Origin of the sequence: Actinoplanes sp. CA-252034, from assembly GCF_050956125.1 — a bacterium.
Classification (GTDB): Bacteria; Actinomycetota; Actinomycetes; order Mycobacteriales; family Micromonosporaceae; genus Actinoplanes.
In genome coordinates this window covers 4,623,008-4,648,335 of the sequence record NZ_CP191846.1, presented here as the reverse complement: position 1 = coordinate 4,648,335, position 25,328 = coordinate 4,623,008, and the positions used below count along the sequence as shown (strand labels likewise).

General features: G+C 70.6%; 28 protein-coding genes and 1 riboswitch. Of the genes, 13 read left to right on the top strand and 15 right to left on the bottom strand.

The window, feature by feature from the left end; genetic code table 11:
* The first annotated feature begins 122 nt into the window (after window positions 1–122).
* The 3 genes from ACQPZW_RS21100 to ACQPZW_RS21090 all read left to right on the top strand — a co-directional run bounded on the left by ACQPZW_RS21100 (window position 123) and on the right by ACQPZW_RS21090 (window position 5,362).
* Entirely contained in the window at window positions 123–3,497 is a 3,375-nt protein-coding gene (locus tag ACQPZW_RS21100) for a family 16 glycoside hydrolase (protein WP_433796630.1), read from the top strand.
* Window positions 3,498–3,626: 129 nt separating this feature from the next.
* Window positions 3,627–3,998: a PadR family transcriptional regulator gene (locus tag ACQPZW_RS21095; protein WP_433796629.1), complete on the top strand. Its 372-nt coding sequence runs from the start codon at window positions 3,627–3,629 to the stop codon at window positions 3,996–3,998.
* The gene (locus tag ACQPZW_RS21090) at window positions 3,995–5,362 is read left to right on the top strand and encodes a permease prefix domain 1-containing protein (protein ID WP_433796628.1); all 1,368 of its coding nucleotides are present in this window, start codon (window positions 3,995–3,997) and stop codon (window positions 5,360–5,362) included. The genes ACQPZW_RS21095 and ACQPZW_RS21090 overlap by 4 nt, the downstream gene beginning before the upstream one ends.
* A 156-nt stretch (window positions 5,363–5,518) precedes the next feature.
* Here ACQPZW_RS21090 and ACQPZW_RS21085 read toward each other — a convergent pair whose 3' ends face one another.
* The 7 genes from ACQPZW_RS21085 to ACQPZW_RS21055 form a co-directional block, all read right to left on the bottom strand.
* Entirely contained in the window at window positions 5,519–6,169 is a 651-nt protein-coding gene (locus tag ACQPZW_RS21085) for a response regulator (protein WP_433796627.1), read from the bottom strand.
* Window positions 6,166–7,296 carry a sensor histidine kinase gene (locus ACQPZW_RS21080; RefSeq protein ID WP_433796626.1) on the bottom strand — a complete coding sequence of 377 codons (1,131 nt, stop codon included), beginning with the start codon at window positions 7,294–7,296 and terminating at the stop codon, window positions 6,166–6,168. Before ACQPZW_RS21080 ends, ACQPZW_RS21085 begins: the two co-directional genes overlap by 4 nt.
* Complete coding sequence (locus ACQPZW_RS21075) at window positions 7,293–8,144, bottom strand: lysostaphin resistance A-like protein (RefSeq protein WP_433796625.1); 852 nt, start codon at window positions 8,142–8,144, stop codon at window positions 7,293–7,295. The genes ACQPZW_RS21080 and ACQPZW_RS21075 overlap by 4 nt, the downstream gene beginning before the upstream one ends.
* A gap of 141 nt (window positions 8,145–8,285) precedes the next feature.
* Window positions 8,286–8,894, bottom strand: coding sequence for a hypothetical protein (locus ACQPZW_RS21070; protein WP_433796624.1), 609 nt, complete (start codon window positions 8,892–8,894; stop codon window positions 8,286–8,288).
* A 61-nt stretch (window positions 8,895–8,955) separates the two neighbouring features.
* Entirely contained in the window at window positions 8,956–9,435 is a 480-nt protein-coding gene (locus ACQPZW_RS21065; RefSeq protein WP_433796623.1) for a MarR family winged helix-turn-helix transcriptional regulator, read from the bottom strand.
* A complete protein-coding gene (locus ACQPZW_RS21060) occupies window positions 9,432–10,649 on the bottom strand; it encodes an FAD-dependent oxidoreductase (RefSeq protein ID WP_433796622.1) in 1,218 nt (405 codons plus the stop codon). The genes ACQPZW_RS21065 and ACQPZW_RS21060 overlap by 4 nt, the downstream gene beginning before the upstream one ends.
* Before the next feature lie 54 nt (window positions 10,650–10,703).
* Complete coding sequence (locus ACQPZW_RS21055; RefSeq protein WP_433796621.1) at window positions 10,704–11,516, bottom strand: hypothetical protein; 813 nt, start codon at window positions 11,514–11,516, stop codon at window positions 10,704–10,706.
* A gap of 340 nt (window positions 11,517–11,856) precedes the next feature.
* Between ACQPZW_RS21055 and ACQPZW_RS21050 the strand changes: the two genes are divergently transcribed.
* Complete coding sequence (locus ACQPZW_RS21050; RefSeq protein ID WP_433796620.1) at window positions 11,857–12,030, top strand: hypothetical protein; 174 nt, start codon at window positions 11,857–11,859, stop codon at window positions 12,028–12,030.
* An 11-nt stretch (window positions 12,031–12,041) separates the two neighbouring features.
* On the opposite strand, the gene ACQPZW_RS21045 is transcribed toward ACQPZW_RS21050, so the two are convergent.
* The 3 genes from ACQPZW_RS21045 to ACQPZW_RS21035 form a co-directional block, all read right to left on the bottom strand.
* Window positions 12,042–13,790 carry a M28 family peptidase gene (locus ACQPZW_RS21045; protein ID WP_433796619.1) on the bottom strand — a complete coding sequence of 583 codons (1,749 nt, stop codon included), beginning with the start codon at window positions 13,788–13,790 and terminating at the stop codon, window positions 12,042–12,044.
* A 137-nt stretch (window positions 13,791–13,927) separates the two neighbouring features.
* Entirely contained in the window at window positions 13,928–14,143 is a 216-nt protein-coding gene (locus ACQPZW_RS21040; protein WP_433796618.1) for a hypothetical protein, read from the bottom strand.
* Between the two features lie 189 nt (window positions 14,144–14,332).
* Window positions 14,333–15,283 carry a flagellar M-ring protein FliF C-terminal domain-containing protein gene (locus tag ACQPZW_RS21035; protein WP_433796617.1) on the bottom strand — a complete coding sequence of 317 codons (951 nt, stop codon included), beginning with the start codon at window positions 15,281–15,283 and terminating at the stop codon, window positions 14,333–14,335.
* A gap of 475 nt (window positions 15,284–15,758) precedes the next feature.
* Window positions 15,759–15,937: riboswitch (cyclic di-AMP (ydaO/yuaA leader) on the top strand.
* Between the two features lie 6 nt (window positions 15,938–15,943).
* On the opposite strand from ACQPZW_RS21035, the gene ACQPZW_RS21030 reads away from it, so the two are divergent.
* Both ACQPZW_RS21030 and ACQPZW_RS21025 read left to right on the top strand, forming a co-directional pair.
* Window positions 15,944–16,519 (top strand): C40 family peptidase, encoded by a 576-nt coding sequence (locus ACQPZW_RS21030; protein ID WP_433796616.1) that lies wholly within the window; start codon window positions 15,944–15,946, stop codon window positions 16,517–16,519.
* 138 nt (window positions 16,520–16,657) lie between these two features.
* Window positions 16,658–17,449 (top strand): hypothetical protein, encoded by a 792-nt coding sequence (locus ACQPZW_RS21025; RefSeq protein ID WP_433796615.1) that lies wholly within the window; start codon window positions 16,658–16,660, stop codon window positions 17,447–17,449.
* Window positions 17,450–17,523: 74 nt separating this feature from the next.
* On the opposite strand, the gene ACQPZW_RS21020 is transcribed toward ACQPZW_RS21025, so the two are convergent.
* A complete protein-coding gene (locus ACQPZW_RS21020) occupies window positions 17,524–17,664 on the bottom strand; it encodes a hypothetical protein (RefSeq protein ID WP_433796614.1) in 141 nt (46 codons plus the stop codon).
* 34 nt (window positions 17,665–17,698) lie between these two features.
* Between ACQPZW_RS21020 and ACQPZW_RS21015 the strand changes: the two genes are divergently transcribed.
* From ACQPZW_RS21015 to ACQPZW_RS20995, 5 genes are all read left to right on the top strand, one after another.
* Complete coding sequence (locus ACQPZW_RS21015; RefSeq protein WP_433796613.1) at window positions 17,699–18,241, top strand: phosphatidylglycerol lysyltransferase domain-containing protein; 543 nt, start codon at window positions 17,699–17,701, stop codon at window positions 18,239–18,241.
* On the top strand, window positions 18,238–18,927 hold the full coding sequence (locus ACQPZW_RS21010; protein WP_433796612.1) for an SGNH/GDSL hydrolase family protein: 690 nt from the start codon (window positions 18,238–18,240) through the stop codon (window positions 18,925–18,927). The genes ACQPZW_RS21015 and ACQPZW_RS21010 overlap by 4 nt, the downstream gene beginning before the upstream one ends.
* A gap of 132 nt (window positions 18,928–19,059) precedes the next feature.
* Window positions 19,060–19,515, top strand: coding sequence for an NfeD family protein (locus ACQPZW_RS21005; RefSeq protein ID WP_433796611.1), 456 nt, complete (start codon window positions 19,060–19,062; stop codon window positions 19,513–19,515).
* A 36-nt stretch (window positions 19,516–19,551) separates the two neighbouring features.
* Window positions 19,552–20,628: an SPFH domain-containing protein gene (locus ACQPZW_RS21000; protein ID WP_433796610.1), complete on the top strand. Its 1,077-nt coding sequence runs from the start codon at window positions 19,552–19,554 to the stop codon at window positions 20,626–20,628.
* 101 nt (window positions 20,629–20,729) lie between these two features.
* Window positions 20,730–21,287, top strand: coding sequence for a GtrA family protein (locus tag ACQPZW_RS20995; protein ID WP_433796609.1), 558 nt, complete (start codon window positions 20,730–20,732; stop codon window positions 21,285–21,287).
* Window positions 21,288–21,294: 7 nt separating this feature from the next.
* On the opposite strand, the gene ACQPZW_RS20990 is transcribed toward ACQPZW_RS20995, so the two are convergent.
* The gene (locus tag ACQPZW_RS20990) at window positions 21,295–21,858 is read right to left on the bottom strand and encodes a uridine kinase family protein (protein WP_433796608.1); all 564 of its coding nucleotides are present in this window, start codon (window positions 21,856–21,858) and stop codon (window positions 21,295–21,297) included.
* A 267-nt stretch (window positions 21,859–22,125) separates the two neighbouring features.
* Here ACQPZW_RS20990 and ACQPZW_RS20985 point away from each other — a divergent pair, with 267 nt between their 5' ends.
* Window positions 22,126–22,272 carry a hypothetical protein gene (locus tag ACQPZW_RS20985; protein ID WP_433796607.1) on the top strand — a complete coding sequence of 49 codons (147 nt, stop codon included), beginning with the start codon at window positions 22,126–22,128 and terminating at the stop codon, window positions 22,270–22,272.
* Window positions 22,273–22,374: 102 nt separating this feature from the next.
* On the opposite strand, the gene ACQPZW_RS20980 is transcribed toward ACQPZW_RS20985, so the two are convergent.
* Window positions 22,375–22,758, bottom strand: a complete 384-nt coding sequence (locus tag ACQPZW_RS20980; protein ID WP_433796606.1) for a hypothetical protein — start codon at window positions 22,756–22,758, stop codon at window positions 22,375–22,377.
* 55 nt (window positions 22,759–22,813) lie between these two features.
* Complete coding sequence (locus ACQPZW_RS20975) at window positions 22,814–23,968, bottom strand: hypothetical protein (RefSeq protein ID WP_433796605.1); 1,155 nt, start codon at window positions 23,966–23,968, stop codon at window positions 22,814–22,816.
* 398 nt (window positions 23,969–24,366) lie between these two features.
* On the opposite strand from ACQPZW_RS20975, the gene ACQPZW_RS20970 reads away from it, so the two are divergent.
* A complete protein-coding gene (locus tag ACQPZW_RS20970) occupies window positions 24,367–24,993 on the top strand; it encodes a TetR/AcrR family transcriptional regulator C-terminal domain-containing protein (protein ID WP_433796604.1) in 627 nt (208 codons plus the stop codon).
* A gap of 95 nt (window positions 24,994–25,088) precedes the next feature.
* On the opposite strand, the gene ACQPZW_RS20965 is transcribed toward ACQPZW_RS20970, so the two are convergent.
* Window positions 25,089–25,244, bottom strand: coding sequence for a hypothetical protein (locus ACQPZW_RS20965; protein ID WP_433796603.1), 156 nt, complete (start codon window positions 25,242–25,244; stop codon window positions 25,089–25,091).
* Between the last annotated feature and the right edge of the window lie 84 nt (window positions 25,245–25,328).

Here is a 25,328-nt window from a genome sequence, read left to right as displayed (position 1 = left end):
CACTGCGCGAAAGGAGTCCTACGGTGACGCCCACCACACCTTCTTGTTACGGGCATGTGACGCCGTACGGCGTTCACGGATCCACCTCCGTCGCCCGTGCGCCTCCATCCCGAGGAGAACGGATGCTCATACGGCCGTACCGGCAGATCCTCTCGTCGCTCTTGACTCTCGGCCTCGCCGTCACGGCGGGCCTGCTCACCGCCGTGCCGGCCCACGCCGCACCGCCCCCGCAGGAACCCGGCGTGACCTTGCGGATCTTCGACGTGCAGACCGCCCTGGACAAGATCTGCACGCTGAAGCCCGCGCAGACGCCGAACATCGACAAGCTGATGCCGACGATCAACTGGACCGGCGGCGACTTCGGCATCGAGGACAACTTCGTCGCGCAGGTGCTCGGCAACGTGACCGTCCCGGCGGCCGGGGCCTACACGTTCCGCCTGACCAGCGATGACGGCTCCCGTCTGAGCGTCGCCGACACCCTCGTGATCAACCACGACGGACTGCACGGCGCGACGGCCAAGGAGGGCGCGATCACCCTGGCCGCCGGCATCCACCCGCTGCGCATCGACTACTTCGAGCGTGGCGGCGGGCAGACGCTCACCCTGGAGTGGCGCGCCCCGGGGGCCTCGGCCTTCACGCTGGTGCCGAACTCGGCGCTGAGCACCGACGCCGGCGTCGTCCGGGTGACGGCGCCCGGCCGCAAGGAGTGCGAGAGCGCGGGCGACTCCCCCGGTGACGGCCTGCCGCTGACCGCGGTGCATCCCGGCTACACCCTGACCAACCTGCGGCCCGGCACCTTCCAGCCCAAGGTCACCGGCATGGACTGGTTCCCCGACGGCCGGCTCGCCGTGCTCACCTGGGGTGGCTCGGACGACTCGGGCACGTCGTCGGCCGGCGAGGTCTACATCCTCGGCAACGCCACCGGCAGCACGAGCCCCGGCAACGTGACGGTCAAGAAGGTCGCCGGTGGGCTCAAGGAGCCGATGGGCCTCAAGATCGTCGACGGGGTGATCTACGTGTCGGAGAAGGCCCGGCTCACCCGGCTCGTCGACACCACGGGCGACGGGGTGACCGACCAGTACCAGTCCGTCGCGACCTGGCCGTACGGCGGGAACTTCCACGAGTTCGCGTTCGGACTGCTCTACGAGGCGCCGAACTTCTACCTCAACCTGTCGGTGTCGATCAACCTGGGCGGCAACACCACCAACCCGCAGCCGGCCGCCAACCGTGGTACGACCGTCAAGGTCAACAAGGACACCGGCGCGGTCTCGTACGTCGCAGGGGGCCTGCGCACCCCGCACGGCATCGGCTGGGGCCCGGAGAACGGCCTGTTCGTCACCGACAACCAGGGCGGCTGGCTGCCCTCGTCCAAGCTGCTGCACATCAAGCAGGACCGCTTCTTCAACCACTACATGACCCCGCCCGGCCCGTTCGACTCCAAGCCGGTGACCGCGCCGGTGCTGTGGATGCCGCAGAACGAGATCGCCAACTCCCCCAGCACGCCGGTGCTGGTCAAGGACGGCGTCTTCGCCGGGCAGATGCTGATCGGCGACGTCACCTACGGCGGTATCCAGCGCGCCTACCTCGAGAAGGTCAACGGCGAGTACCAGGGCGCCCTGTTCCGGCTCACCCAGGGCCTGGAAGCGGGCGTGGCGGAGCTCAGCATCGGACCTGACGGGGCGATCTACGCCGGCGGCCTCGGCGCGGGCGGCAACTGGGGGCAGACCGGCAAGCTCAGCTACGGCCTGCAGAAGCTGAGCCCCAACGGAAAGAGCGCCTTCGACATCCTGGCCATGCGCGCGAAGAACGGCGGCTTCGAGCTCGAGTACACCAAGCCGCTGTCCACCGAGACAGCGAACGCGCTGGCGGCACGGTACGTGGTGAAGCAGTGGCGCTATCAGCCGACCGCCTCCTACGGCGGTCCCAAGATCGACGAGCAGGCGCTGAACGTCACCTCGGCCACCCTGTCGGCCGACCGCAAGAAGGTCACCCTCGCCATCGACGGTCTCAAGGCCGGGCACGTGGTGTACGTACGATCGCCGCGCCCGTTCTCGGCGGACACCGGCGAGTCGCTCTGGAGCACCGAAGCCTGGTACACCCTCAACTCGCTGACCAGTGGCCCTCCGCCGACCGGCAACACCTATCAGGCGGAGAACGCCGGCCTGGCCGGTGGCGCCGGTGTGGCCACCGAGCACGCCGGATACACCGGCTCCGGGTTCGTGGCCGGTTACGGCACCGTGGGCGCGACCACGACGTTCACCGTCAACGTCGCCGCGGCCGGCACGTACGACGTGGCGCTGCGCTACGCCAACGGGCCCAACCCGTTCACCGGCACGAAGAAGATCAGCGTGTACGCCAACGGCGTCAAGGTCGGGCAGACCAGCCTGGCCGACACCGGGGCCTGGGCGAACTGGACCACCAAGACCGAGAGCATCCCGCTCAACGCCGGCGCGAACACCATCGCCTACCGGTACGACACCGGCGACGACGGCCACGTCAACCTGGACGCCATCACCGTCAGCGGCGGCACCGGGCCGATCATCGGCGTGGCCGGCAAGTGCCTGGACGTCGACAACGCCGGGACCGCCGACGGCACCAAGATCCAGCTGTGGACGTGCAACACCAGCAGCGCCCAGAGTTGGAGCCGCGTCGGCACCAGCTTCCGCGCCCTCGGCAAGTGCCTGGACATCGACAACGGTGGCACCGCCAACGGCACCAAGGTGCAACTGTGGACCTGCAACAACTCCGCCGCGCAGGTCTGGCAGCCGCAGTCCAACGGCTCGATCCTGAACCCGCAGTCCGGCAAGGTGCTGGACGCCCTCAACGGCAGCTCCGCCGACGGCACCCAGGCACACCTCTGGGAGTACGTGGGCGCCGCCAGCCAGCACTGGATCCTGGGCGGCGGGTCCGCGGCGGTCGTGCTGTTCGACGGCGACGACCTGAACTCGTGGCAGAAGCCCGACGGCGCCGCGGCGGGCTGGCCGCTGTCCGACGGGTCGATGGAGGTCCTCGGCGGTGACATCCGGACCAAGCAGACCTTCACCGACTTCAAGCTGCACGTCGAGTGGTGGGAGCCCACCCTGCCGTCGAACGTGACCGGTCAGCAGCGCGGCAACAGCGGCATCTACCTGCAGGACCGCTACGAGCTCCAGGTCCTGGACTCGTACGGCGACACCACGCTCGCCAACGACGAGGCCGGCAGCATCTACCTGAAGAAGGCACCCGACAGCAACGCCGCGAGGGCGCCGGAGACGTGGCAGACCTACGACATCACGTTCCGGGCGGCCCGCTTCAACAGCTCGGGCGCCAAGACCGAGAACGCCCGGGTGACCGTCGTGTGGAACGGCGCCACCGTCCACAACAACGTGGCAATCGACGGCCCCACCGGCGGAGGTGCGGCCGAGAGCGCCACACCGGGCCCCATCCGCCTGCAGGACCACGGTGACGCCGGCGCGAACGTCCGCTACCGCAACATCCGGATCGAACCGCTCGGATAGCCCTCCGACGACGTCCGCTGCCGCCCTCGACCGAGGAGGCAGCGGACGTTGCTTTCGCTGATACCTAGATCTACTATGCATTGCACTCCTAGGCATAGCACTTCTAGGTATAGGCGGAGGGGGTACGACATGCGGGTTGCCAAAGATCTGGTCGCTGCGTCAGCCACACCGATCGTGCTCGGCATTCTGGCCGACGGCGACAACTACGGCTACGCCATCCTGCAACGCATCAACGAGTTGTCCGGCGGCGAGCTGGACTGGACCGAGGGCTTCCTCTATCCCCTGCTGCACCGCCTCGAACGACTCGGCCACGTCGAATCCGACTGGCGGGCCGCGACCGGCGAACGCCGGCGAAAGTACTACCGGCTCACCGAGCAGGGCCTCGCCGAACTGGCCGAGCAACGCCGCCAGTGGGCGACCGTGGTCGAGGCACTCAAGCAGATCTGGCCCAACGTCGGCGACTTCAGCCCGCTGATGATTCCCCGGGAAGGCACCGCATGACCGTCACCAACGATCCGGACGAGCTGGAGGCACAGTTCGCGCAGTGGCGACAGTACGTACGCCGCCGCCCCGAGCTGAACGAGAGCGACGCCGACGAGCTCGAGGATCACCTGCGCGGCTCGGTCGACCAGCTCACCGCCCTGGGCCTGCACAGCGACGAGGCGTTCCTCGTGGCCGTGAAACGTATGGGCGGCCTGGACGAGCTGTCACGGGAATTCGCCCGGGAACACTCCGAACGGCTGTGGAAGCAGCTGGTTCTCACCGGTGACGCCGGTCCGAGGAGCCGGACCCACCACGACCTGATCGTCATGCTCGTCTGCGCGATCGGCGCCGCGGTGTCGATCAAGATCCCCGAGTTGTTCGCCCACCACGTCGACGTCGACGAGGACGGCTTCTACAGCCTCAACTACTCCCTGTTCGCGCTGCCCTGGCTGGCCGCCTTCCTCCTGTGGCGTCGGCGCGCCGGCCGTCTGGTGTGTGCCGTCGTACTCGCGATGTTCGTGGTCGGCGCCGCCGCGGCGAACCTCTATCCCGTCGACACCGACTCCCAGTCGATGGGCGTCATCTCCAGCCATCTCCCGGTGGCGCTGTGGTTCGTCGTCGGCCTCGCCTACGTGTCCGACAACCTGCGCTCGGCCCGCCGACGGATGGACTTCATCCGTTTCAGCGGGGAGTGGTTCATCTACCTCGTCCTCATCGCGCTCGGCGGCGGTGTGCTGATGGCGTTCGCGGTCGGAGCGTTCAACGCCATCGACATCGAGCTCTACGTCCTCACCGAGGAGTGGCTGCTGCCGTGCGGTCTGGTCGCCGCCGTCGTGGTCGCCGGGTGGCTCGTCGAGGCCAAGCAGGGCGTCATCGAGAACATCGCGCCGGTGCTGACCCGGCTGTTCACGCCGCTGTTCACCATCGGGTTACTGGCGTTCCTGGCCACCGTCGGCTGGAACGGCCGGCGCATCGAGGTCGACCGGGACAACCTGGTGCTGTTCGACATGCTCCTGGTCCTGGTCCTCGGGCTGCTGCTGTACTCGATGTCGGCCCGGGACCCGCTGGCCCCGGCCGGCAAGTTCGACATCATGCAGCTGGTGCTGGTGACCAGCGCCCTGGTGATGGATGCGCTCGTGCTGTTCACGATGACCGGCCGTGTCGCCCAGTACGGCAGCACCCCGAACAACATGACGGCGCTCGGCGCGAACATCGTGCTGCTGGTCAACCTGGTCTGGACGGCCTGGCTGCTGCTGCGTTTCGTGCGCCGGCGGCAGCCTTTCGCGGCGATCGAGCGCTGGCAGACCACGTACCTGCCGGTGTACGCAGGATGGATGTGGATCGTCGTCCTGGTCCTGCCCCCGGTCTTCGCCTTCCGCTGACGAGGACGCCCGTGTGGGGCGGCGGCGATGCCGGCGCCCCACCGAACGACTGTTCGTCACGTCGCCCTCCGGGGGGGGTGACTCACGGGACGAAGGGTCGTCGCCTGGTGACGAGAGCGGTCACGATCCGGATTCTGTCGGCGCGAGCGACCGTGATCAGGTCACCAGGCCGTTGCGGTAGGCGTAGACCACCGCCTGGACCCGGTCACGCAGGTCCAGCTTGTTCAAGATCCGCGAGACGTACGTCTTGACGGTCTCGTGGCTGATCACCAGGGTCGCCGCGATCTCGGTGTTCGACAGACCGTTCGCGATCAGCCGCAGCACCTCCAGCTCCCGCGCGCTCAACGGCGTGTCACCCGGACCACCGTGCGACGGCAGGATCCGCGACGCGTAACGGCCGACCAACTGACGGGTCACCTCCGGCGCGAGCAGCGCCGCCCCGGTCGCCACCGTCCGGATGCCGTGCAGCAGCTGCGCCGGCGGAGCATCCTTGAGCAGGAATCCGCTGGCGCCGCCCCGCAGCGACTCGTAGACGTACTCGTCGAGATTGAAGGTCGTCACCACCAAGACCTTGATGGGGTACGCCACACCGGCGCCCGCCAGTCGAGAGGTTGCCTCGATGCCGTTGAGACCGGGCATGCGCACGTCCATGACGACCACGTCCGGCGTCAGCTCGCGCGCCAGCTCGACGGCGGTGTGGCCGTCGCCGCACTCCCCGGCCACCATCATGTCCGGCTGCGCGTCGATGATGGTGGCGAACCCGGTCCGGATCAGCGGCTGATCGTCACAGACCAGCACCCGGATCACGGCGTCGCCCCGGTCGGGATCCGCGCGGTGACCAGAAAGCCGCCCTCGGCTCCCGGCCCGGCGCTGAAGTCGCCGCCGAGCGTCCGGACCCGTTCACGCAGCCCGGTCAGGCCACGCCCACTGCCACCGGTCGAGTCCGTCCCGGCGCCTGACCCGTCCGTACTGATGCGCATGTCTATCTCCCCTGCCCCGTATCGGACGGTGACGCTGGTCCGGGCGCCGTGGTCGTACTTCAAAGCGTTCGTCAACGCCTCCTGCGCCACCCGGTAGACGGTGGCCGACGCATCGCCCGCGATGTCCGGCAGATCGCCCTGCTCGATCAGCTCCACCGGCTGCCCGGCCCGCCGGGTCCGTTCGACCAAGGCCCGCAGCTCACCGCCGTGACCGGGATCGAGCAGGTCGAGCACGTGCCGCAGGTCGGTGATCGCCTGCCGCCCGGTGTCCGAGATCGCGGCCAGCGCCCCGTCGAGCCGCTCCGGCGCCCCGGTCAGATATCGCGCCGCCTCGGCCTGGACCACCATCGCCGTCACGTGATGGGTCACCACGTCGTGCAGGTCCCGGGCGATGCGGGTGCGCTCGGCGGCCCGGGTCGACTCCGCCAGATGCCGCCGGTGCTCCAGCTCGGCCCGCCGGCTGCGCCGCAGGGTCGCCCCGATCGCCCACATCGAACCGAGGATCCCGTAGAACAGCGCGACAGCGTCCGGCCCGAGCTGCCCGACCCGCGCCAGCGCCCCGGCCAGGGCGAGGAAGGCCACGGTCGCCGTGATCACGATGGTCCGGCGGTGCCGTGCCGCGTACAGTCCGGCGCTGACCAGGGCGAGCGACAGGGCGATGCCGCCCAGCGTGTTGTACCCGCACAGCTGATCGGCGGCGAACCCCGTGAACACCAGGGCGAGGGTCAGGGTCGGGCGGGTACGGCGCAGCGCCAGCGGCAGGCACTCGAGGACGATGACCAGCACACCCCAGGCGTCGAACGGCCGGGACGGCACCGCATCGGCGATCCGGGTGCCGTGCCGGTGCCACTCCGGGACCAGCGACAACGCCGTCAGCAGGAGGGCGAGGGGAAGGTCCTGGACCGCGACGTCGTAGCGGCGCCACCGGTCGCGCAGCCCGGCGAAGTCGATCACCCGGCGATTTTAGAGGGCCGCGCGGGGGCGGGTTCCACGGTACGGGCGGCGCGGCGCATCGGCACGAGATGACCGCGGCGGCGGGCCAGCCACAGGAACACCGCGGTGACCAGGACGCCCGCGATCAGGGTGAAGACGCTCGCCTCCGGGCCGAACCGCCCGCCGCTGACCAGCGCGTCGCCGGTCGACTCCGACTCCAGGATCCCGTGCCGCACACCGTTGCCGGAGACCTCCGAGCCGAAGATCGCCGACTGGGCGTAGTTCCAGCCGAAATGCAGCCCGATCGGCAGCCACAGCGTGCGGGCGGCGATGTAGGCCGACGTCAGCATCCCCCCGCCGGCGATCGCAACGCACAGCGCGCCCCACCACGTGGCGTTCGGGTTCAGCAGGTGCACGCCACCGAAGACCAGCGCGGACGCCGCGAACGCGAGCCAGGTGCCGGTGACCTTCTCCAGATACCGGAACAGCACACCCCGGAAGAGCAACTCCTCGGTCGTCGCCGCGCCGGCCATGAACCCGAACAGGCCCGCCGCATCGACGGGGCTGTCACTGATCCCGGTGATCCGATAGCCGCCGTTGACGGCGATCTGACCGATCACCGCCGCGAAGACCGCGACCCCCAACAGCAGACCACGGATCAGACCCGAGGCGGCGGTACGGGCGGCGAGCTCGGTGACCGGGCGCTTCTCGGTGGCCCGTACCACCGCGAAGTAGACGAGTGTGGCGATCACCGCGGCGCCGACGCCCACGGCCAGCGACAGCCAGGCGTGACCGTCGGCGAGCGCGATCGCCTGGCCGGCCGCCCACGACACCGCGACCACCGCGACGAGCTGAAGAACGAACCGCATGACGCACCCTTCGTAGGATTCCGCGACAGCCCGCCGCGACTGCGGGGAAACCTACGGATTCGTACGCCGGAAAATGTCCCCGTACAGCGGACACTTTCCGTGTAGCTCGCCCGAGCTACACAGCGCCGGCGGCAGAGCCGGTCAGCGACCGGGCTGCCGCGGGGTGGGGCGTCCCGGCGACTCGTCGGCGGTCGGCGCACAGTCGCGGGCGATCTTCGCGAGGCGCGACGCCGTGTCCTGATTGATCCGGTGACCACCGGACGTGAGAGCCCTGTCGAGCTCGCGATCGGTGGTGACCAGGCAGGTGGTGGGCACGCCGTTGGTGCTCATGGCGCCCGCACCGGTGAAGGCGAGGACCGGGACGACCGGCACGTTGACGCCGGCCGCCGCCGAGAGCGCCTCGGCGGCACGGCTGGCGGCGCGGCGGGCCTCGGCCACATACGACAGCCGCCGGCCGTTGATCTGCACCACGTCGCCGACGATCAGGACCCGGAACAGTCCCTGGTCAGCGACGGTGACCGCATACACCCCGCCGGGGCCGACAGCCAGAAACCCGGCGCGGGCGCCCAGCGGGTCGTTCTCGTCGTGCCGCCGCGACAGGCCGGTCTCCGACCAGTCCACGATGTGCCAGCTCTCGCCGAGGCTGTCGAGCCGGCCGAACGCGCGCGCGCCGGCGACCTCCAGCCGCCGGTCGACGAGATCGGCCCGACGTCGCCGTACCCATTCCGCAGGAGACAGTCTGGTAGACATCCGACCACCGTAGCCGCCCACACACAGCGGTCCGGCACGTCCACGCCGGGGATGGCGGCGCTCAGGACGATCCGTCCCGGTGTGCCGGCCCGGGGGCCCCGGTCAGGTGGCGGCGCAGCCGATCGAGCCGGGTCGCGAGGGCCCGCGCGGTCTGCTCGGTCATGTCGAGGTTCCCGGGTGCGTTGAGCGCGATGATCGCAGGCCAGGCGGCGTCGAGGGCGCCCCGGCCTGCGACGGTGATCGTCAGCCGCGACTTGCGGCCACGCCCGCTTGCGGTCCCCTCGAGCAGTCCCCGTCGTTGCAGCTTGTCGATGGGGGCGGTGAGCGCCTGCGGCCGGATGTGAAGCTGGCGCGCCATCTCCGCCTGCGTGATCCCGGGCTCGTCGTTGGCGCACGCCAGCACACCGAACTCGGCCGTGCTGATGCCGGCGCCCTGCACGGCCCGTTCAAAATGTCGTGCTGCGACCCGGGCGGTCTGTTGGATCTCCCAGAGCAAGAGCGTGGGAGCAGGGTCGCCGCCGGACCGGGATCGTGGGGTCATCGGGCGTCTCGGTAGCGCCAGGCGCCGAGTGCGCCCGCAGCGTTCAGCACCGGTCGGGCGAGGAGTCGGGCCGGGCGATGCCTCAGGGCGTTGATGACGCGCACGGGGCCGAGCGAGTCGCGGACCGCCGATCGTGCGCGGGGAACGATGCGGCGCTGGTACCTCGCGAGCACCTGGTCGAGGGGTGCTCCCTGCAGGTGGTCGTCGACGGCGCGGGCGAGGTCGGCCGCATCGCAGATGGCGGTGGAGGCGCCTCGACCGCCGGTCGGCGGCATCGCGTGGATCGCATCTCCGAGGGCGGTCACGACGCCGGGTGTCCAGCCCGCGATCGGTCCGGCCGGGTCGACCGCACGGAACCTGAACGCCGCGGTACGGGACGCGTCGGAGTGGGACACCCGCTCGCGGAGCCACGGTGACCACCTGTCGAGCAGGGTCGTCGCCTGGTGCACGAGCGCTTCCGCAGCCGCGTCCCGGGTCGGGGTGAGGCGGGAGCTCCGGGTGATCGTTCCCCAGATGAGAGCCGGCTCTCCGAGCAGTCCCGCGATCAGGGGGTCCGCCGTCGGCGTGGCCGGCGGGTGGTGGAGTGAGAGGAACACTCCGGTGCCGTCGGGGCCGAACGCGAGGGCCGGCCCGCGCCGGAGGTAGCCGGGAGGACTCGCGTCGCTCAGCGGGGTCCAGCCCGCGATGCCGGTGAGCCCCAGGTCGCGGGTCGGTGAGCGGCCGAGTATCGAGGCGACGACCGCCGAGTCGGCGCCGTCCGCCGCGACGACCAGGTCACCCTCGATCACCGAGCCGTCGGTCAGGGTGACGGCTGCGCCGTACTGATCCTGCGACACCGCTCGAACGGTCGAGCCGAACCTGATCGTGGCGGTGATGTCACGGGCGAGGAGGACCCGCAGCAACTGGCGTTGTGCCAGGATCCGGTCCTGGCCGGCCGGCTCGGGAGCCACGACGATCGGCCGCAATCGGGAGTCGGCGATCGTGAACTGCTCGAACGCGCTGCCGGTGTCGGACAACGAACGTACCTCGTCGAGGAGCGCTCCGGGGAGCAGTCTCCCGAGGGCCCGGCATGCCTCGTCGTCGATGCTGATCCTGTACCCGCCGGTGTCGGCTGCGGTCACGTCCCGCTCGACCACGACGACTTCCACGTGGCGGGAGAGGGCGTGCGCGAGCGACAGCCCGCCGATGCCGGCTCCACAGACGACGACTCTCACCTCGCAACAGTATCAACCTCTTGATACCGTCGGTCGACGTCGCGGTACGGGTCGTCACGGCCGCGTGATCCGGCTCCGCTGCAGGCGGGTGAACTGGTCGAGCAGGGCCTGCGGATCCGCCGTGGTGTCCTGGGCCGGCGAGTCGTCGGCGCGATCCCGGACCGGCGAGTCGTCGGCGCGATCCCGGACCGGCGAGGCCTCGGCGCGATCCCGGGGCGGCGGGGCCTCGGCCCGATCCGGGGCCGTCGAGGCCTCGGTGGTGCCGCGACGCGGCGCGGCGGCAACGCCCGATCCCGCGGGGGCCGCGGTACCGGCCTCGGCGACGGGCGCGGGCTCGGGCGAGCCGACCCGGGCCGCGGGTTCGGCCTGGGCGACGCTCTTGCCCAGCCGGCCGACGACGAAGCCGGCCGCCAGGGCGGTCGCCAGGAACGCTCCGGGGCGGCGCCGGGCGAAGTCCTGGACCTCCTGCAGGACACCGTCGGGACCGTGCCGGTCCAGATAGTCGGCGAGTTGGCGGCCACCGTCGGCGACCCGGGCGACCACGGTCGCGGCCGGTGAGTCCTGCCGGTCGCCCCGCATCTCGTCGAGGTTGTCGGCGGCCTGCCGGAGCGAGCCGACCAGCGTCTCGCTCTGGGTACGGGCCTGCTCGCCGAGCTTGTCGCGCACCTCGGCCACGATCGTGCGTATCTGTGCCTGCGCCTCGGCGCCGACGCGCTGCGCCTGTTCCCTGGCGGTGTCCTTGACCTCCGCCGCCGCGTGGGTGACGGCGTCCCTGCCTCGCCCGGCGTCCCTGCCCCGCCCGGCCGCGGACGTGCCGTTCGACCGCGAAGGGCCGGACACGTGCGCCGTGCCCACCGAATCACTCACCATGCCTCCTGCCGACGATCGAATCGCCACACGAATCCCCGTAGAGAGGGCTCCCAACCCCTTTCCCGAGGTTTCGGCGAAATCGTCGGCGAACGGCATCGACGCAGCTCAAGGTAGGTATGGGAGACACCTCGCGGGGTTGCACCCGACCGGGAACGCCCTAGACGTGGCGCCTGCCCGATACGACTGCACCCGGCGCGGACGGCGGGCACCCCGCTCGCAGGCGGTGCGCGGCGACACGTCCGGCCAGCTCGGGGCGAAGATCTCGGCCAGCCGTGCGGGGGCCGGACCGGCCGGCGGGGTCGGGAGCAGGCGCTCCAGGGCCTGGTGGAGCGCGCTGATGCGTACCCCATCGGTCTTCGGCGGTGTGGCAGACCGCGATCGCCGCCTGCAGCACATCGGGCCCGGGCGGACCGCCCGCCTCGCGGTCGGGGCGATCACCGCGATGCTCTTCGTCTGGGTCGCCGCCCGGCGCGCCGGGTTCGCCGGGCGGCGGACCCGGCGCGCCGGATGAGGGATCCGGGGTCAGGCGACGGTCAGGGCGGTGTCGTCGATGACGAAGGACGTCTTCAGCGACGAGTCCTCGGTCCCGGTGAAGCCGACGGTGACGGTCTGCCCGGCGAAGGCGGCCAGATCATAGGAGCGCAGGGTGTACGCGCCGGCGTTGAGGTTGGAGAACGTCTGCAACGTGGTGGTGCCGACTTTCACGGTCAGCTTGTCGTACTGGGTGGTGGAGGTCGTCTCCGAGGTGACGATCTTCAGGTAGAAGGTCAGCCGGTAGGAGCCGCACCCGGCGGGAAGGGTCACCGACTGGGTCAGCGTGTCGGTACGGGTCGAGCCGTAGCCACCGAGCTTCGCGTCCCGGGTGCCGGTCCTCGGCGCCGCGTCACCGGTGTTCGCTCCGATGACACCGGTCGTGGCCGTCCACGGTGTCGTGCCGCTCTCGAAACCGGCGTTGCCGAGCTTCTGACCGGCGCCGGCGCATCCGCCGGTCGAGTCGACAGTCAACGTGTACGACGCGCTGCGTGTCGCCGTGCCCGTTCCGGTGACCGTGATCGTGTAGGCGCCGGGCGTGGTGGCCGTGGTGCTCGCCAGAGTCATGGTCGAGGTCCCACCGGACGTGACCGACGCCGGGCTGAAGGTCACCGAGACCCCGGCGGGTGCACCCGAGCTGGTCAGGGTGACGGTCTGCGCGCTGCCGGAGGTGGTGGCGGTGCTCACGGTGGCCGTGGCCGACGAGCCCGGAGTCACCGCGCCGGTGCCCGGGCTGAGCGACAGGGAGAAGTCGTTGCCCGTCGGCGTGCCGGTGGTGAGGTTCCACGCGGCGTACAACTCGGCGTTGGCCCAGCGGCCCAGCGAGGTCGTGTTGACGTTCGACGGGTACGAGTCGCACGCCCTGTGGTAGCAGGGATCGTAGGCCTGCCCGGCGGTGCCGCCCCACTTGGTCACCTGGGCGCTGGTCTTGGTGTAGCTCGCTCCGGTGGAGTTGATCGACGACGGGATGCCGGCGTTGCGGAACGAGCCGTCGTCGCTGCAGCACTCGGTCGACGTCTCGGTGGGCACGTTGATCGAGGTGAAGTACTCGCGCAGCTTCACGGCGACGGCGTCGGTGCCGGTCACGAAGTAACCGCCGTTGGTGGAGGCGATCATGTCGAACGTGCCGTACGCCTTGATCGCGCTCTTCTGGGCCGTGGTCAGCGAGTTGACGTAGAACTTGGAGCCGATCAGCCCCTGCTCCTCACCGGCCCACCATCCGAACCGGAGGTGGTTGGCCATGGTCGGCCTGTTCGCGGCCAGCTGGAGTGCGGCTTCGAGCAGGGTGGCCGTACCCGAGCCGTCGTCGTTGATGCCCGGACCCGCCGACACGCTGTCGGAGTGTGCCCCGAACATGTAGGTGTTGGCGGTGTCGCCGCCGGGCCAGTCGGCGATGATGTTCTTCGCCGAGCCGGCGCAGGTGGTGCAGGTCTGCACGGTGACGGTGTAGCCGGCCGCCTGCAGCTTCTGCTGCAGATAGGTCGTCGTCGCGGTGTGGCCGGCCGTGCCGGTGGCCCGGTTGCCGCCGTTGCCGGTGGCGAAGGTCTGCAGCTGCTGCAGGTGGGCGTTGACGTTGGCGACGTCCACGGTGGGCGCGGCGGCCAGTGTTGCGGCGGCGAGCGCCGGCCGGGTCGTGCCGGGCGATCGCGTTCCGGCCGAGGCGGGCAGGGCGCCGAGCGCCAGCGTCACCACGGCGAGGACAGCTACGGCAGGTCTTGCCGTCACCGTTCTGAGGTTCATGGGGGGCTTCCTAGGGTCGAGACCGATTCTTGGCTGGCCGTAGGAGAACAGCGATGCGGCACCCACCACAAGATATCGAAACCCCTATATCTCGTGGTGGGGCTCAGGCTTGCGGGTCGAGGCGTCAGAGGAGGCCGTCAGGGCGGCCACCCGGACCGCGACGTGTAGAACAGCTCGGACCGATTGACCACCAGACCGACCGTGATCAGCAGCGCCTCGGTGGGCAGGATCCCGAGCGGCCGCACCAACTGCCGTGGCCGCCACTCCCGCCGCCAGGCCAGCACGGTGCCGGCCGCACAGAGGATCACCCCGAGCCCCGCCACGAGGATGAGGGGTATGCCGGTCAGGGGCATGGTCTCTCATCTCGTCGACGGCGCCGGTGATGACGCCGATCTGCGCCGCCGTCGATGAGAGACCGGTGAGAGACGGTCCCGTCGACACGAGACGCCGAGCCGGGCTCTACGACGGATCACGGCACACCCGCCGCCCCGACCCGAACCACCGACCGGCCACGGCGGAGACGGCGACCGCACCCGGTAGTGCTACGAGGCCGGGCCGATCCAGCCTCGCAGATGCTGCGCGGCCCGGGCCGGATCAACCGGCATGATCGCGCGTTGCTGTTCCCGGCCGCGGTCGGGTGCCGCGGCGATCGGCACGGTGGCGGCCGGAACCGGTGGGCGGTGGTGGTACAGCTCGGCTCGTAGCAACCCGTGCCGGTCCGCTGCCGCCGAGGCCGCCGCTGCCCGGGCGCGCCGCCGCCGGACGGCCACCAGCATGCCCCCGATCAGCAGGATCAGAGCGGCGACGACGAGCGCCGTTCGTGGCCCGGCGTGCGACGCGGCACCGGACTGCGCAACGGCACTGTCGGCGGGGGTGGCCGTACCGGATCGCAACGGCATGGCGGTGACCGTCAGCTGGTCGCCGCGACTGACGTCGATACCGGCGGCGACGCCGATCAGCTCCCGGACCTGAGCCAGGTCGACGTTCGCCGCGGCGGCATCGTCGATGAGGACGGCGACGCTCAGTCTGACGATGTCGCCGGGTGCCTCGCGGCGGGTCTCGTGCAGCTCGTCGAGTGCGTTGACACGCGACGCGCTGCTGCTCCGATACCGGGCGGCGCCGCTGTCGCCGGTGTAGGAGCGCTCGCTGACCCGCTCGGACAGGGCACCGGCGGACGCATCACGGGTGTAGGTGGTGCTGGATGTCGTGACCTGGTCGAGGTCGAGCTCGACGTTGGTGGCGACCGTCGACCGGCCGGGGCCGAGCACGGTGTCCAGCATGCGTTGCAGGGCGCTGTCCAGCCGGTCCTGGAAGGCGGTGGTGGCGGCATCGGCTGTGAGTCCCGCCCGGATGTCGGCGGCGGCCGCCGAGACGGTGTGACCGCTCACGGCCGCGGCCGCGGGCGTGGCGCCGGCACTCACGCCGCCGGCGAGGGTCAGCGCCACCAGCGCGGCGACCGGCCCGGCTGCGTGCCCGCTGCGGGGACGGGTCATCAACGTGTCTCCTCACGGTTGCCGTCCGGCGTCGGCGCGGCTCCATCGCCGGCCGGTGCGGTCGATCGGGTCTGCCTCATCGTTCGGCGGGACGGCGGGGTGAGACATCCGCAGGTTGCGGGTCGGTTGCCCTACGGGGCGGTGCCGCCCGACTGGTCGGCCATTCCGGCGCGGCGGATCGGGCGACCACTGTCGAGACTACGCAGAGCGACCGGCCACATTTCGCCGTGTTCCCCTTCACAGATCCACACCACCACCGTGTGATCACACATGAGCGGGGCGTTTCGACAAACCTCGCAACGGGCGTCCAAAACGGACACGATCCCGGGCGTACGTCACGGTGCGTGATCGAGGAGGCGGGCCGGTACCGCCGCGGGCCGGGCTATCAAGGAGAGGCGGCGGGCACCTGCCCGCCGGTCGTGTCGACCTGGACCACGCCGAGCCCTGCCCCGGTCCGACGGCACGAGCCCGCATGACGAGTCATGAGGCGATCGGGGGCAGGGACGGGGGAACCATTCATCGGTCCTCGACCGGCACGCCGTTCGCGGCGGTCCGGGACGTGAGGGCCTCGGGGTGAAGCCGCCAGCGTGCGGCCGGGCAATCCTTCGCGCCCGAACCCGACAGCTAACCTCGCAGGCGTGCCGGAGGGATTCCTTCACCGTGCGCGTAAGTACCCTGAGCCGGCCCACCCGTACCGTGGGAACCGGCACTCTCGCCCTGTCCGTGGGTCTCGGTCTGCTCACCGGCGGGCTCGGCACTCCACAGTCGGTCTCCGCCGCCCCGCAGGTGGCGACCGTCGCCGCCGTCCAGACGTTGCCGCAGACCACCCTGGCGGTGAGCCTGTCCACCGTCACCACCACCTCGGCAGCCGCCAAGTCGAAGCTTGCCGGCAACCGGGTCGTGAGCGAGGCGGCCCGGCACAAGGGCAAGAAGTACAAGTTCGGCGCCGCCGGGCCCAAGCGGTTCGACTGCTCCGGTTTCACGATGTACGTCTACAAGAAGGCAGCCGGCAAGAAGCTGCCGCACAAGGCCAATCTGCAGCAGCGGTACGGCAAGGCGGTGGCGAAGTCGAAGGCCCGCGTGGGTGACCTGATCATCATCCGCAAGGGCACGCGCGGCACGCACGCCGGCATCTACGCCGGCGGCGGCAAGATGTGGTCGGCGCCGCGGACCGGGAAGACCGTCTCCAAGCAGAAGATCTGGAGCAAGAGCTACGTCGTCCGGCGTCTGGTCTGAGCCACCGGCACCCCGTTGCACATGGCCGCGGCGTCCGCACCCGTCTTCGTGGGGTGCGGGCGCCGCGGTGATCACGGCGGCACCGAGCGGGAGAACGCCACCGCGGCCGGGACGGGAGCGGCTGACTAGAGTGTGGCGGTGACGCTGCTGTTGAAGCTCGTTCTCGCTCCGCTGCTGGTGGTGGGGTCGTCGCTGGCGGGCCGCCGGTGGGGCGATCGGGTGACGGGTGTGCTGGTGGCGTTCCCGATCGTGGCCGGTCCGATCCTGCTGATCATCTCGGTGGAGCACGGTGTGGCGTTCGGCGCCCGGGCGGCCGCGGCTTCACTGCTGGGCCTGGTGTCGCTGGCGGTCTTCGCGGTCGTCTTCGCCTACGCCGGCCGCCGATGGCGGTGGCCGGGCGCATTGGCAGTGGCCTGGCTGGCGACCGGGCTCGCCGACATCGTGCTCGCCGGCCAGAGTCTGGCGGCGGGTTGGGCACTGCTGCTGGTGATGGCGACGATCTGGGCCGGACGGCGGCTGGTCGCGGTCATCGATGAGGGCCCGTCCAGCGCCGGTACGGTGCGGTCACCGTGGTGGGATCTACCGGGGCGCGCGGTGGCGACGGCTGCGCTCGTGCTGTTCGTGACGGGAATCGCGGCCACGGCGGGGCCGGTGGTGACGGGCATCCTGGCACCCTTCCCGATCGCGACGAGTGTGGTGGCCGGATTCGTGCACGCCCAGCAGGGCGCGCCGGCGGTGATCCGGACGATGGCGGGGGTGCTGCACGGGCTGGCCGGGTTCGCGGTGTTCTGTTTCCTGATCTCGGTGTTGCTCGTTCCGGCCGGTGTCGGCCTCGCGTTCGTGGTGGCGGTCGCCGGGGTGCTGGTGTCCCAGGCTGCTCTGGTGCTCGCCCGCGGGAGACGTCCTGCCGTCGGTGGGCCGGCACGGTGACCTGGCAGAGGCAGGATCGTCCACCGGCCCCGCCGCTACCCGCCGGGCCGTGACACGAGCCGGCCAGGGTCCGCTCAGTGCCGGGCGGGCCGGCGCACCACGGACATCCAGGCGGTGTCGCCGGAGGCCAGGGGCACGCTGACGCGGTGGTCGTCGACCTCGTAGGCGTCGGCGATGCTGTTGGCGGTGCTGGTGGCCGTACGCCAGGAATTCAAAGCTCTTCCCGGGCCGCGCAGCCGATGGCGCGCGGTGACCGCGCTCACCGGATTCGCCGGCGCCGGCTTTCTTCTCGGCCTGTTCGAGATCGCCGTCCGGGCCGACCATCTGATCGGCACGCCCGGTGTCCGGGCCTGGGTCGCACACGCCGCGCTCGGCCTGATCGGCATCACCGGGCCGGTGCGGTTCGCCCGGCCGTGGGCCGCCGACACGGTCAGCTACACCACCGGCACGTTCGGGCTGCTGGCGGTGCTGGCCGCGGTGGTGCTGCTCGTGCGGCCGGGTGAGCCGCGGCCGGCACGCAGCTCGGTCTTCGCCCGCGCCGAGCAGCTGGGCGCCGGGCCGGTGCTGCGCCTGTGGCACCGCTTGTTGCGGCTGTTCTCGCGGGTGTGGCAGATCGAGTCGCTGTACCGGGCGAACGCCAAGCTCCTTCCCCTGTGGCAACCTCGGTATCTGTGCTTCCCCACCGCCCGGGATCTGCCGCGCATCGCCGTCGCGGCGCTGACCGCGGAGGCGTTCCTGCCCGCCCGCCGCGCGACCGACCCGACCGCCGCGCTCGCTCTCACCACGTCTTGATCCTGCGGCGGGTCGCGGTGGCGACCCTGCTGTTGCTGGGCGCGTGCACCGCACCGGAGCCGGCCCCGGGGCCGCGGGAGCCGGTGGTGGTCACCCTGGGCGACTCCGTCCCGGCCGGCACCGGATGCGAATGTGTGCCGTTCCCCGATCGGTACGCGGGACTGCTGTCACCGGGCGCCGCATCGGTCAATCTGGCCGAGCCCGGCTTCACCGCGGCTGACGTGCGGGAACAGGTCGGCACGACCGACGTCCGCGACGAGATCAGGTCGGCGACCCTGGTGGTCGTGATGGCCGGCGCCAACGACATGGCCGAGGCGTTCGACGCCGGTGAGGACTATCCGGAGACGGCACGGGCCGTGCGGAGCACCGTGTCGTCGATCGTCGACACGGTGCACGGTGAACACGACGGCCCGGTCGACGTCCTGGTACTGGGCTACTGGAACGTGGTCCGCGACGGCGCGGTGGGGCTGGACACGTACGGCGCGGAGGGGCTCGAGGAGGCGAAGCGGGCCACCCGGTACTGCAACGACGCGCTCCGGGAGGCCGCCGAACGCAGTGGGGCGACCTATCTCGACACGTCGGCGGCGTTCGCGAGCGACCCCACCGGCTTCCTCGGCCCGGACGGCGACCATCCGAACGCGGCCGGCCACGAGGCGATCGCCGCCCTGCTGTACGACCACCGATGACCCCCTTTTTGCACGGGTCACCCGACTTCGTAGGTGTCGCCCAACGGATCGATGACAATCTCGTGACGGTTTCGGAATTCGGTCGGCGGAGGATCGGTGGCAGATTGCCTGTGGCCGTGTCACTATCGATTCATGGATGTTCTGCTGTGGATTATCGCCGCCGTTGCGCTGGCCACGGCGGAAATCTTCACGACGACCCTTTTCCTTCTGATGTTCTCCGCCGGGGCGCTGGCCGCCGCGGCGGCGGCCGGGCTGGGCGCGCCCGTGCCCGTGCAGGGCGGCGTCTTCGTGGTGATCTCGGCACTGACGCTGGTGGCCGTCCGCCCGGCGTTGCGTCGTCACCTGGGCGGCGATGACGTGGTCCGCATGGGCACGGCGACGATGCGGGGCGCCTCCGCCGTCGTGGTCGAACAGGTCGACGCCGAGCACGGCATGGTGCGGGTGGACGGCGAGTTGTGGCAGGCGCGTGCCGTCGACGGTGGCGATGTCCACGCTCTCGACGAGCGGGTCCGAATCGTCGACGTCAGTGACGGCACCGTTCTGGTGTGGCGTGACGATCTGCCCGGTGTCGACGGCCCGCGTATTTGATTTTCGTTCTATCGGACAACGAGGTGGTTCGCGCATATGGACGCTGTCCTCGGCATCATTCTTGCCGCTTTCTTTCTTTTGACCGTCGTCACTCTCCTGAAATCCGTGCGAATAGTTCCCCAGCAGCGCTCGGATGTGATCGAGCGGCTCGGTAAGTACAAGCGGACCCTGTCGCCCGGTCTCAACCTGCTGGTGCCGTTCGTCGATGCGGTCCGGACCAAGGTCGACATGCGTGAGCAGGTCGTCTCGTTCCCGCCGCAGCCGGTGATCACGTCGGACAACCTGGTCGTCTCGATCGACACGGTGCTCTACTTCAAGGTCGTCGACCCGGTGCGGGCCACCTACGAGATCTCGCACTTCCTGCAGGCGATCGAGCAGCTCACCGTGACCACGCTGCGCAACGTGATCGGTTCCCTCGACCTGGAGCGTGCGCTGACCAGCCGTGACCAGATCAACAAGCATCTGTCGAGCGTGCTCGACGAGACCACCGGCCGCTGGGGCATCAAGGTCACCCGGGTGGAGATCAAGGCGATCGAGCCGCCGCCGAGCATCCGCGACTCGATGGAGAAGCAGATGCGCGCCGAGCGGGAGCGCCGGGCCACGATCCTGAACGCCGAGGGTCACAAGCAGGCGCAGATCCTGACCGCCGAGGGTGAGAAGCAGGCGGCCGTGTTGCGTGCCGACGGTGACCGGCAGGCCCGGATCCTGCAGGCCGAGGGCCAGGCCAAGGCGATCCGTACCGTCTTCGACGCCATCCATCAGGCCAACCCGTCCCAGAAGGTGCTCGCCTATCAGTACCTTCAATCGCTGCCGCAGATCGCCAACGGCACCGCCAACAAGGTGTGGATCCTGCCGACCGAGTTGACCAAGGCCCTCGAGGGTCTCGGCGGCGCGCTCGGTGGCCTGGCGAACATGGTCGGCGACGAGCCCCGGCACGGCGGCCTCGACCCGGTGGCCGTCGAACGCGAGGCGACGGAGGCGGCCGAAGCAGCGGCCGCCGAGGCCGAGAGGGTCACCGCCGAGGTCCGCGCCGCGGAAGCCGAGGTGTCCGGGGCCGCCGACGGTCAGCAGGGTGCGCTGCCGGCGCCGCAACCTGCGCGCCTCGTCAACTGAGAAGGAACAACGGTCTCTCGTGGCCGATGAGACAGGGCGGGGTCGTCCTCGCCCTGTCTGCGGGAGCGCGGCGGTGGCGCGGCCGGGCTAGGCTCGGCGGGATGCGGCTTCCGAAGATCCTGCGCAGACATCACGAAGCGGTGAAGTTCCTGCTGGTCGGTGGGGTCTGTTTCCTCGTGACGACCGTCATCAACTACGCGCTGAAGCTGACCGTCCTCACCGACAAGCCGGTGACCGCGCTGGCTCTGGCCACCATCGTCGCCACGATCCTGTCCTATGTGCTGAACCGGGAGTGGTCGTTCCGCACCCGGGGCGGCCGGGAACGGCATCACGAGGCCGCGCTGTTCTTCTCGGTCAGCGCGGTCGGCGTGGTCCTCAACTCGTTGCCGCTCTACGTCTCCCGTTACGTCCTGCTGCTGCGCGAGCCCGATGTGAGCCGCCCGGTGCAGGAGATCGCCGACTTCGTCAGCGGCATCATCATCGGCACGCTGATCGCCATGTGCTTCCGGCTCTGGGCCTTCAAGCGGTTCGTCTTCCCGCACTCGGACGCGCGCCCGCGGCGTCGTCGCAGCCGGGCGAGGACCGGGCCGCGCCGCGCCGTCGTGCAGCACGAGCAGCCGGCCCGCAACCGGGAGTCGTCGCCGCACGAGCAGTCCTGACCGGCCGTCAACGGTGATGGGACGTGTCGAGGACGAGGTCGGCGCGGTCCCGGGTGCCGTCGGAGGCGAAGAACTCCTCCTCCTCGGCCATCCATCTCTGCCAGAGCTGCTCGGCGCCGGGGAGGGCGCCGTCGCGGGCGAGGCCACGCGCCAGCCGTAACGGTGCCGGCGCATCGACCCAGATCGCGTAGACGAGTCGGTCGATCGTCTCGCGGCGGGTGCAGGTGACGCCCTCGAGGACCACGGTGGAGGCCCAGGGCTGGATCCTCCACTCGCCGAGCGTGCCGCCGTACCAGTCCGTCCAGTCTCTGGCCTGGTAGCGGGCGTCCTCGCCGCGCAGCAGCGGGGTGAGCACCTGGGCGTCGAAGCGTGGCCACCATCCGGCGAAGTCGTCCCAGGAGACGAAGTCGTCGATCTCGATGATCGGCGCCGTCAGCACTCGGGACAGTCCGCGGGCGAGGTGGCTCTTCCCCGAGCCGCTCGGGCCGTCGATGCCGACGATGCGTATGCCGTTGACCGGCTCACGGGCGGCGATGGCGGCGGCGGCCCGGTCCACGACGTCGATGACCATCGGCGCAGCCTATCCGTCGGGCGCGTCCCTTCCGGATCGGCAGGGCGTGGGCGCCTGATCGCAACCCCGCCGAGTTCGCAGATGAGGGGACGAAGACCACAGCCGACCTTTGGTCGCTGGTGCAGATCTCCAGCGCCTGGCAGATCGCTCGCCGCGGCGGTGATGACCCGCGCATCGACTGGACCTGGCTGTCCGACTGGTTCCGGCGCCCCGCCGAACGCCAGGGCGTCCCGACCGCGACCACTCCCGCCGTTCGAGGAGGAGGGGATGTTGGACGACTACTTCCCGGTCAAAGTCGCGGTGTACGACCGGCACCGGCGCCCGGTACAGATCGACGGCCGGCCGGTGGTGTGCTATGACGAAGTCCACGAGAACGATCACCGCGTCGTCTTCTCGCACTTCGGTGTCGATTAGGCGATCTCGCCGCCCACCGGTCCACAGGCCGCCGCTGCTGGTAGCGCGGTTGTGAGACTCTCGGCGCCATGGTTGCGCGGCGATCTCGGTGTGCCGGCAGAGCTACACCGGCGGCAGGTTGTCCAGACGGCTGATCGCCGCCCGCCCGTGCGCCGACAGCGTCCCCAGCCCGGCGCCGCTCTCCCGCCCGAACAACCGGGACCAGCGTCGTCGCCCGCTCCGGCCGGTCACCTCGCCGATCTCCCGCGGGTCGGCCCCGAACTCGGCGGCCCGGCTCGCGGCGGTCTCCGCCAGCCGGGCGGCCTCGGCCTCGATGGCCTCCAGCGCGGCCAGAGTCGCCAGCCACGCCTCGCGCCGCTGCTCCTGCCCGAGACCCGGCTCCCACGGCGACGCGGACTCCATCCGCCGCTCCCCCACGCCCCGCTGCCGGGCGACCTGCCAGGCCAGTTCCTCGACCGCGGTCGTCAGTGTGTCCTTCTCCGCCATCCCACTCCCCCGCTCCGGTGATCACTTCATCAAAGCGCCGGTTGTCAATATTCGATCACGAGGCCCGTACCCAGGCAGCCCGGTCCGCCGGAAGGCCGATCCGGGCGAACGAGCGCGTCGGGCTGCCGGAGTCCCGCCATAGTCCGTCGTGGTCGGCGACCGTCCGGGCCAGAGCTCGCTGCGCCGCCGTACCGCGAATCGGCAGCCCCGCCGGGAACGCCTTACGCAGATAGGGCTCCGCCAGAATGCCGGGCCCCTGGATCCCGTCGTAGCCGACGGCGGCGACGGCGCTGTCCACCAGCGGATCGAACCGGTCGAACCGGCTGCACAGGGCCTCGGCGACAGCGCGCTGGTGGAACGGCATCTGGTGCAGGTGCATTCCGTCGAGGTCCCGGTCCAGTGCCGGCGGATCGAGGGTGGCCCGGCGCAACACCTCGGTTGCCGCGTCGTCGGTGGCCAGCCCCGGAGCCAGCGCGGCACACACCCGTACCACCACGTCCTGATCGGTGAGCCACCCGATCGTCGCCGCGCCGAGCTCGCCGAGGCCGATCAGCATCGAGGCCCGGTGGTAGGGGGTGCCGTGCCGGGCTTCCTCGGTGTGACGGGCGACGACCTCGTCGCGATGGTGGCGCAGGCGGGGATGGGCGACCAGGGTGGCGAGGGCGCTCGCGAGGGCGGCCCTCAGCCGGTCCGGCAGTTCCCGCCCCGGCAAGGTCGACAGCCGTGCGTGGCACGCGGGCAGCAGGTCGAAGCAGTCGGCGCGAGCCGCGGCGAGCAGCACCTCGCCGGATCCGTCGCCCCCATCGAAGATCGGCCGTTCCCGGCTCAGATGGCCGTCGAGCCATGCGCTGACGGCGGGTTCGTCGCGGCGGGCCGCCGTGCGGCGGTCGCCGTCCGGGTCGATGGCGGTGACCGCGGCCCGGGCCACGTCGCGGATCCACCACACGGCGGCCTCACGCAGCGTCCGATCCGTGCCTCCGAAGTCGTCGGCGATCACCGCGTCCGTGAGGTACCGCAGGGCGAGAACCGTCGCCGGGGTGATCCGCCCTCCGCAGTACAGCGCCGACCACAGGAACGAGTAGGGCTGCCAGACCGCCTCCGGATACTCCCGGACGTAGGCCTCCTCGCCACCGTGGCGCAGCACGTCCAGCAGTTCCTCGCCGCCGCGGGCCGGGCCGTAGGCGTGGAAGGCCCGATCCCAGTCGCTCATACCGGGCCACGCTACGGTGCCATTTCGACCCGCGCTCCGCATCGTCTTGCAGCGTTGGAGGAGTTGGTCGCCGACTCACCGTGGTGCCGGCTCGGCGGTGACGACACCGCCGAGCCGGTCACGGCTGCTGGTTGAAGAGCGCGGCGATCCGGCGCTGCCAGGCCGGCATGAACCGCGGTGGACGGCCGGGCGAGTGGTTTCGCCGGTGAGCTCGCGATGGGTGCGGTGCGTGCCGGTGGCCGCCCGGGTGGTCGGTGTGGGCGGGGACCCCGGGGATCCGATGTGTCGCCCGGTGCAGGAGGCCGCGGAACGTGCGCTGATCTGTCATCGTCAACCCCGCTATCTATCACTGATAGGGCGACTCTAGCACTGATAGAGTACGGCCGGAGGTGCCGGAATTGGCGTTGGACCGAAAGCGGATCGTCGCCGAGGCGGTGGCCCTGCTCGACGCGGAGGGCTTCGACGGGGTGACCACGCGCAAGCTGGCGGCGCGGCTCGGGGTGCGATCGCCGACGCTCTACTGGCATCTGCCCAACAAGGCGGCTCTGGTCACGGCGCTCGCCGACGCGATCCTCGACCAACAGTTCAGCGACCTGTCACCACCGGAGCCGGATCAGCTCTGGCAGGAGTGGCTGAGCGAGCTGGCCGAACGGCTGCGCCGGGCACTGCTCGCCCATCCGGACGGCGCCCGGGTCGTCTCGTCGTCGCAGCTCTCGGTCACCATGGCCGCGATCTCCGAACTGGCCATGAGCACGCTGGTGGCGCGGGGCGTCCCGCTGCGACAGGCCCGCGTGATCGTCCTGACCGTCGAGCGGTTCACGGTCGGCCACGTGCTCGAGGAGCAGGCGCCCCGGCCGGACACGGCAGCGCTCGAGGCCTTCGACATGACCGCGTTCACCGAGCGGCACCCGACGGTGATGGCCGCCATCACCGAGTACTTCGAGCCCGGCCGGACGGTGGACGACCTGTTCCGGGAGTGCCTGGACGTGGTGATCACGGGCGCCGCGGCCACCACGTCGACGTGATCCGTTCCTCGTGGTCCACGTCAGACCGTCCACGTACGCGAAAGGGCGCCCACACGAGGTGGGGCGCCCTTTTCAGCGTGGACTGACCGGGGAGGCTAGAACCAGACTTTTCGACCACCAACCGGGCGGCCGATGGCGCCGAGAACCCACAGCACCGCACCGATCACCAGTAGAACGATGCCGATCGTGTACAGGATCGACACCTTCAGGAAGATGCCCAACAGCAGGAGAATGAGTCCCAGAACCAGCATGACGTGCTCCGTTTCGTCGGCGGGCGTTTCCCGCCGGCCGCCTTGTACCCAACACGTCGAAAAGCTAATCCGGTCGATGATTCA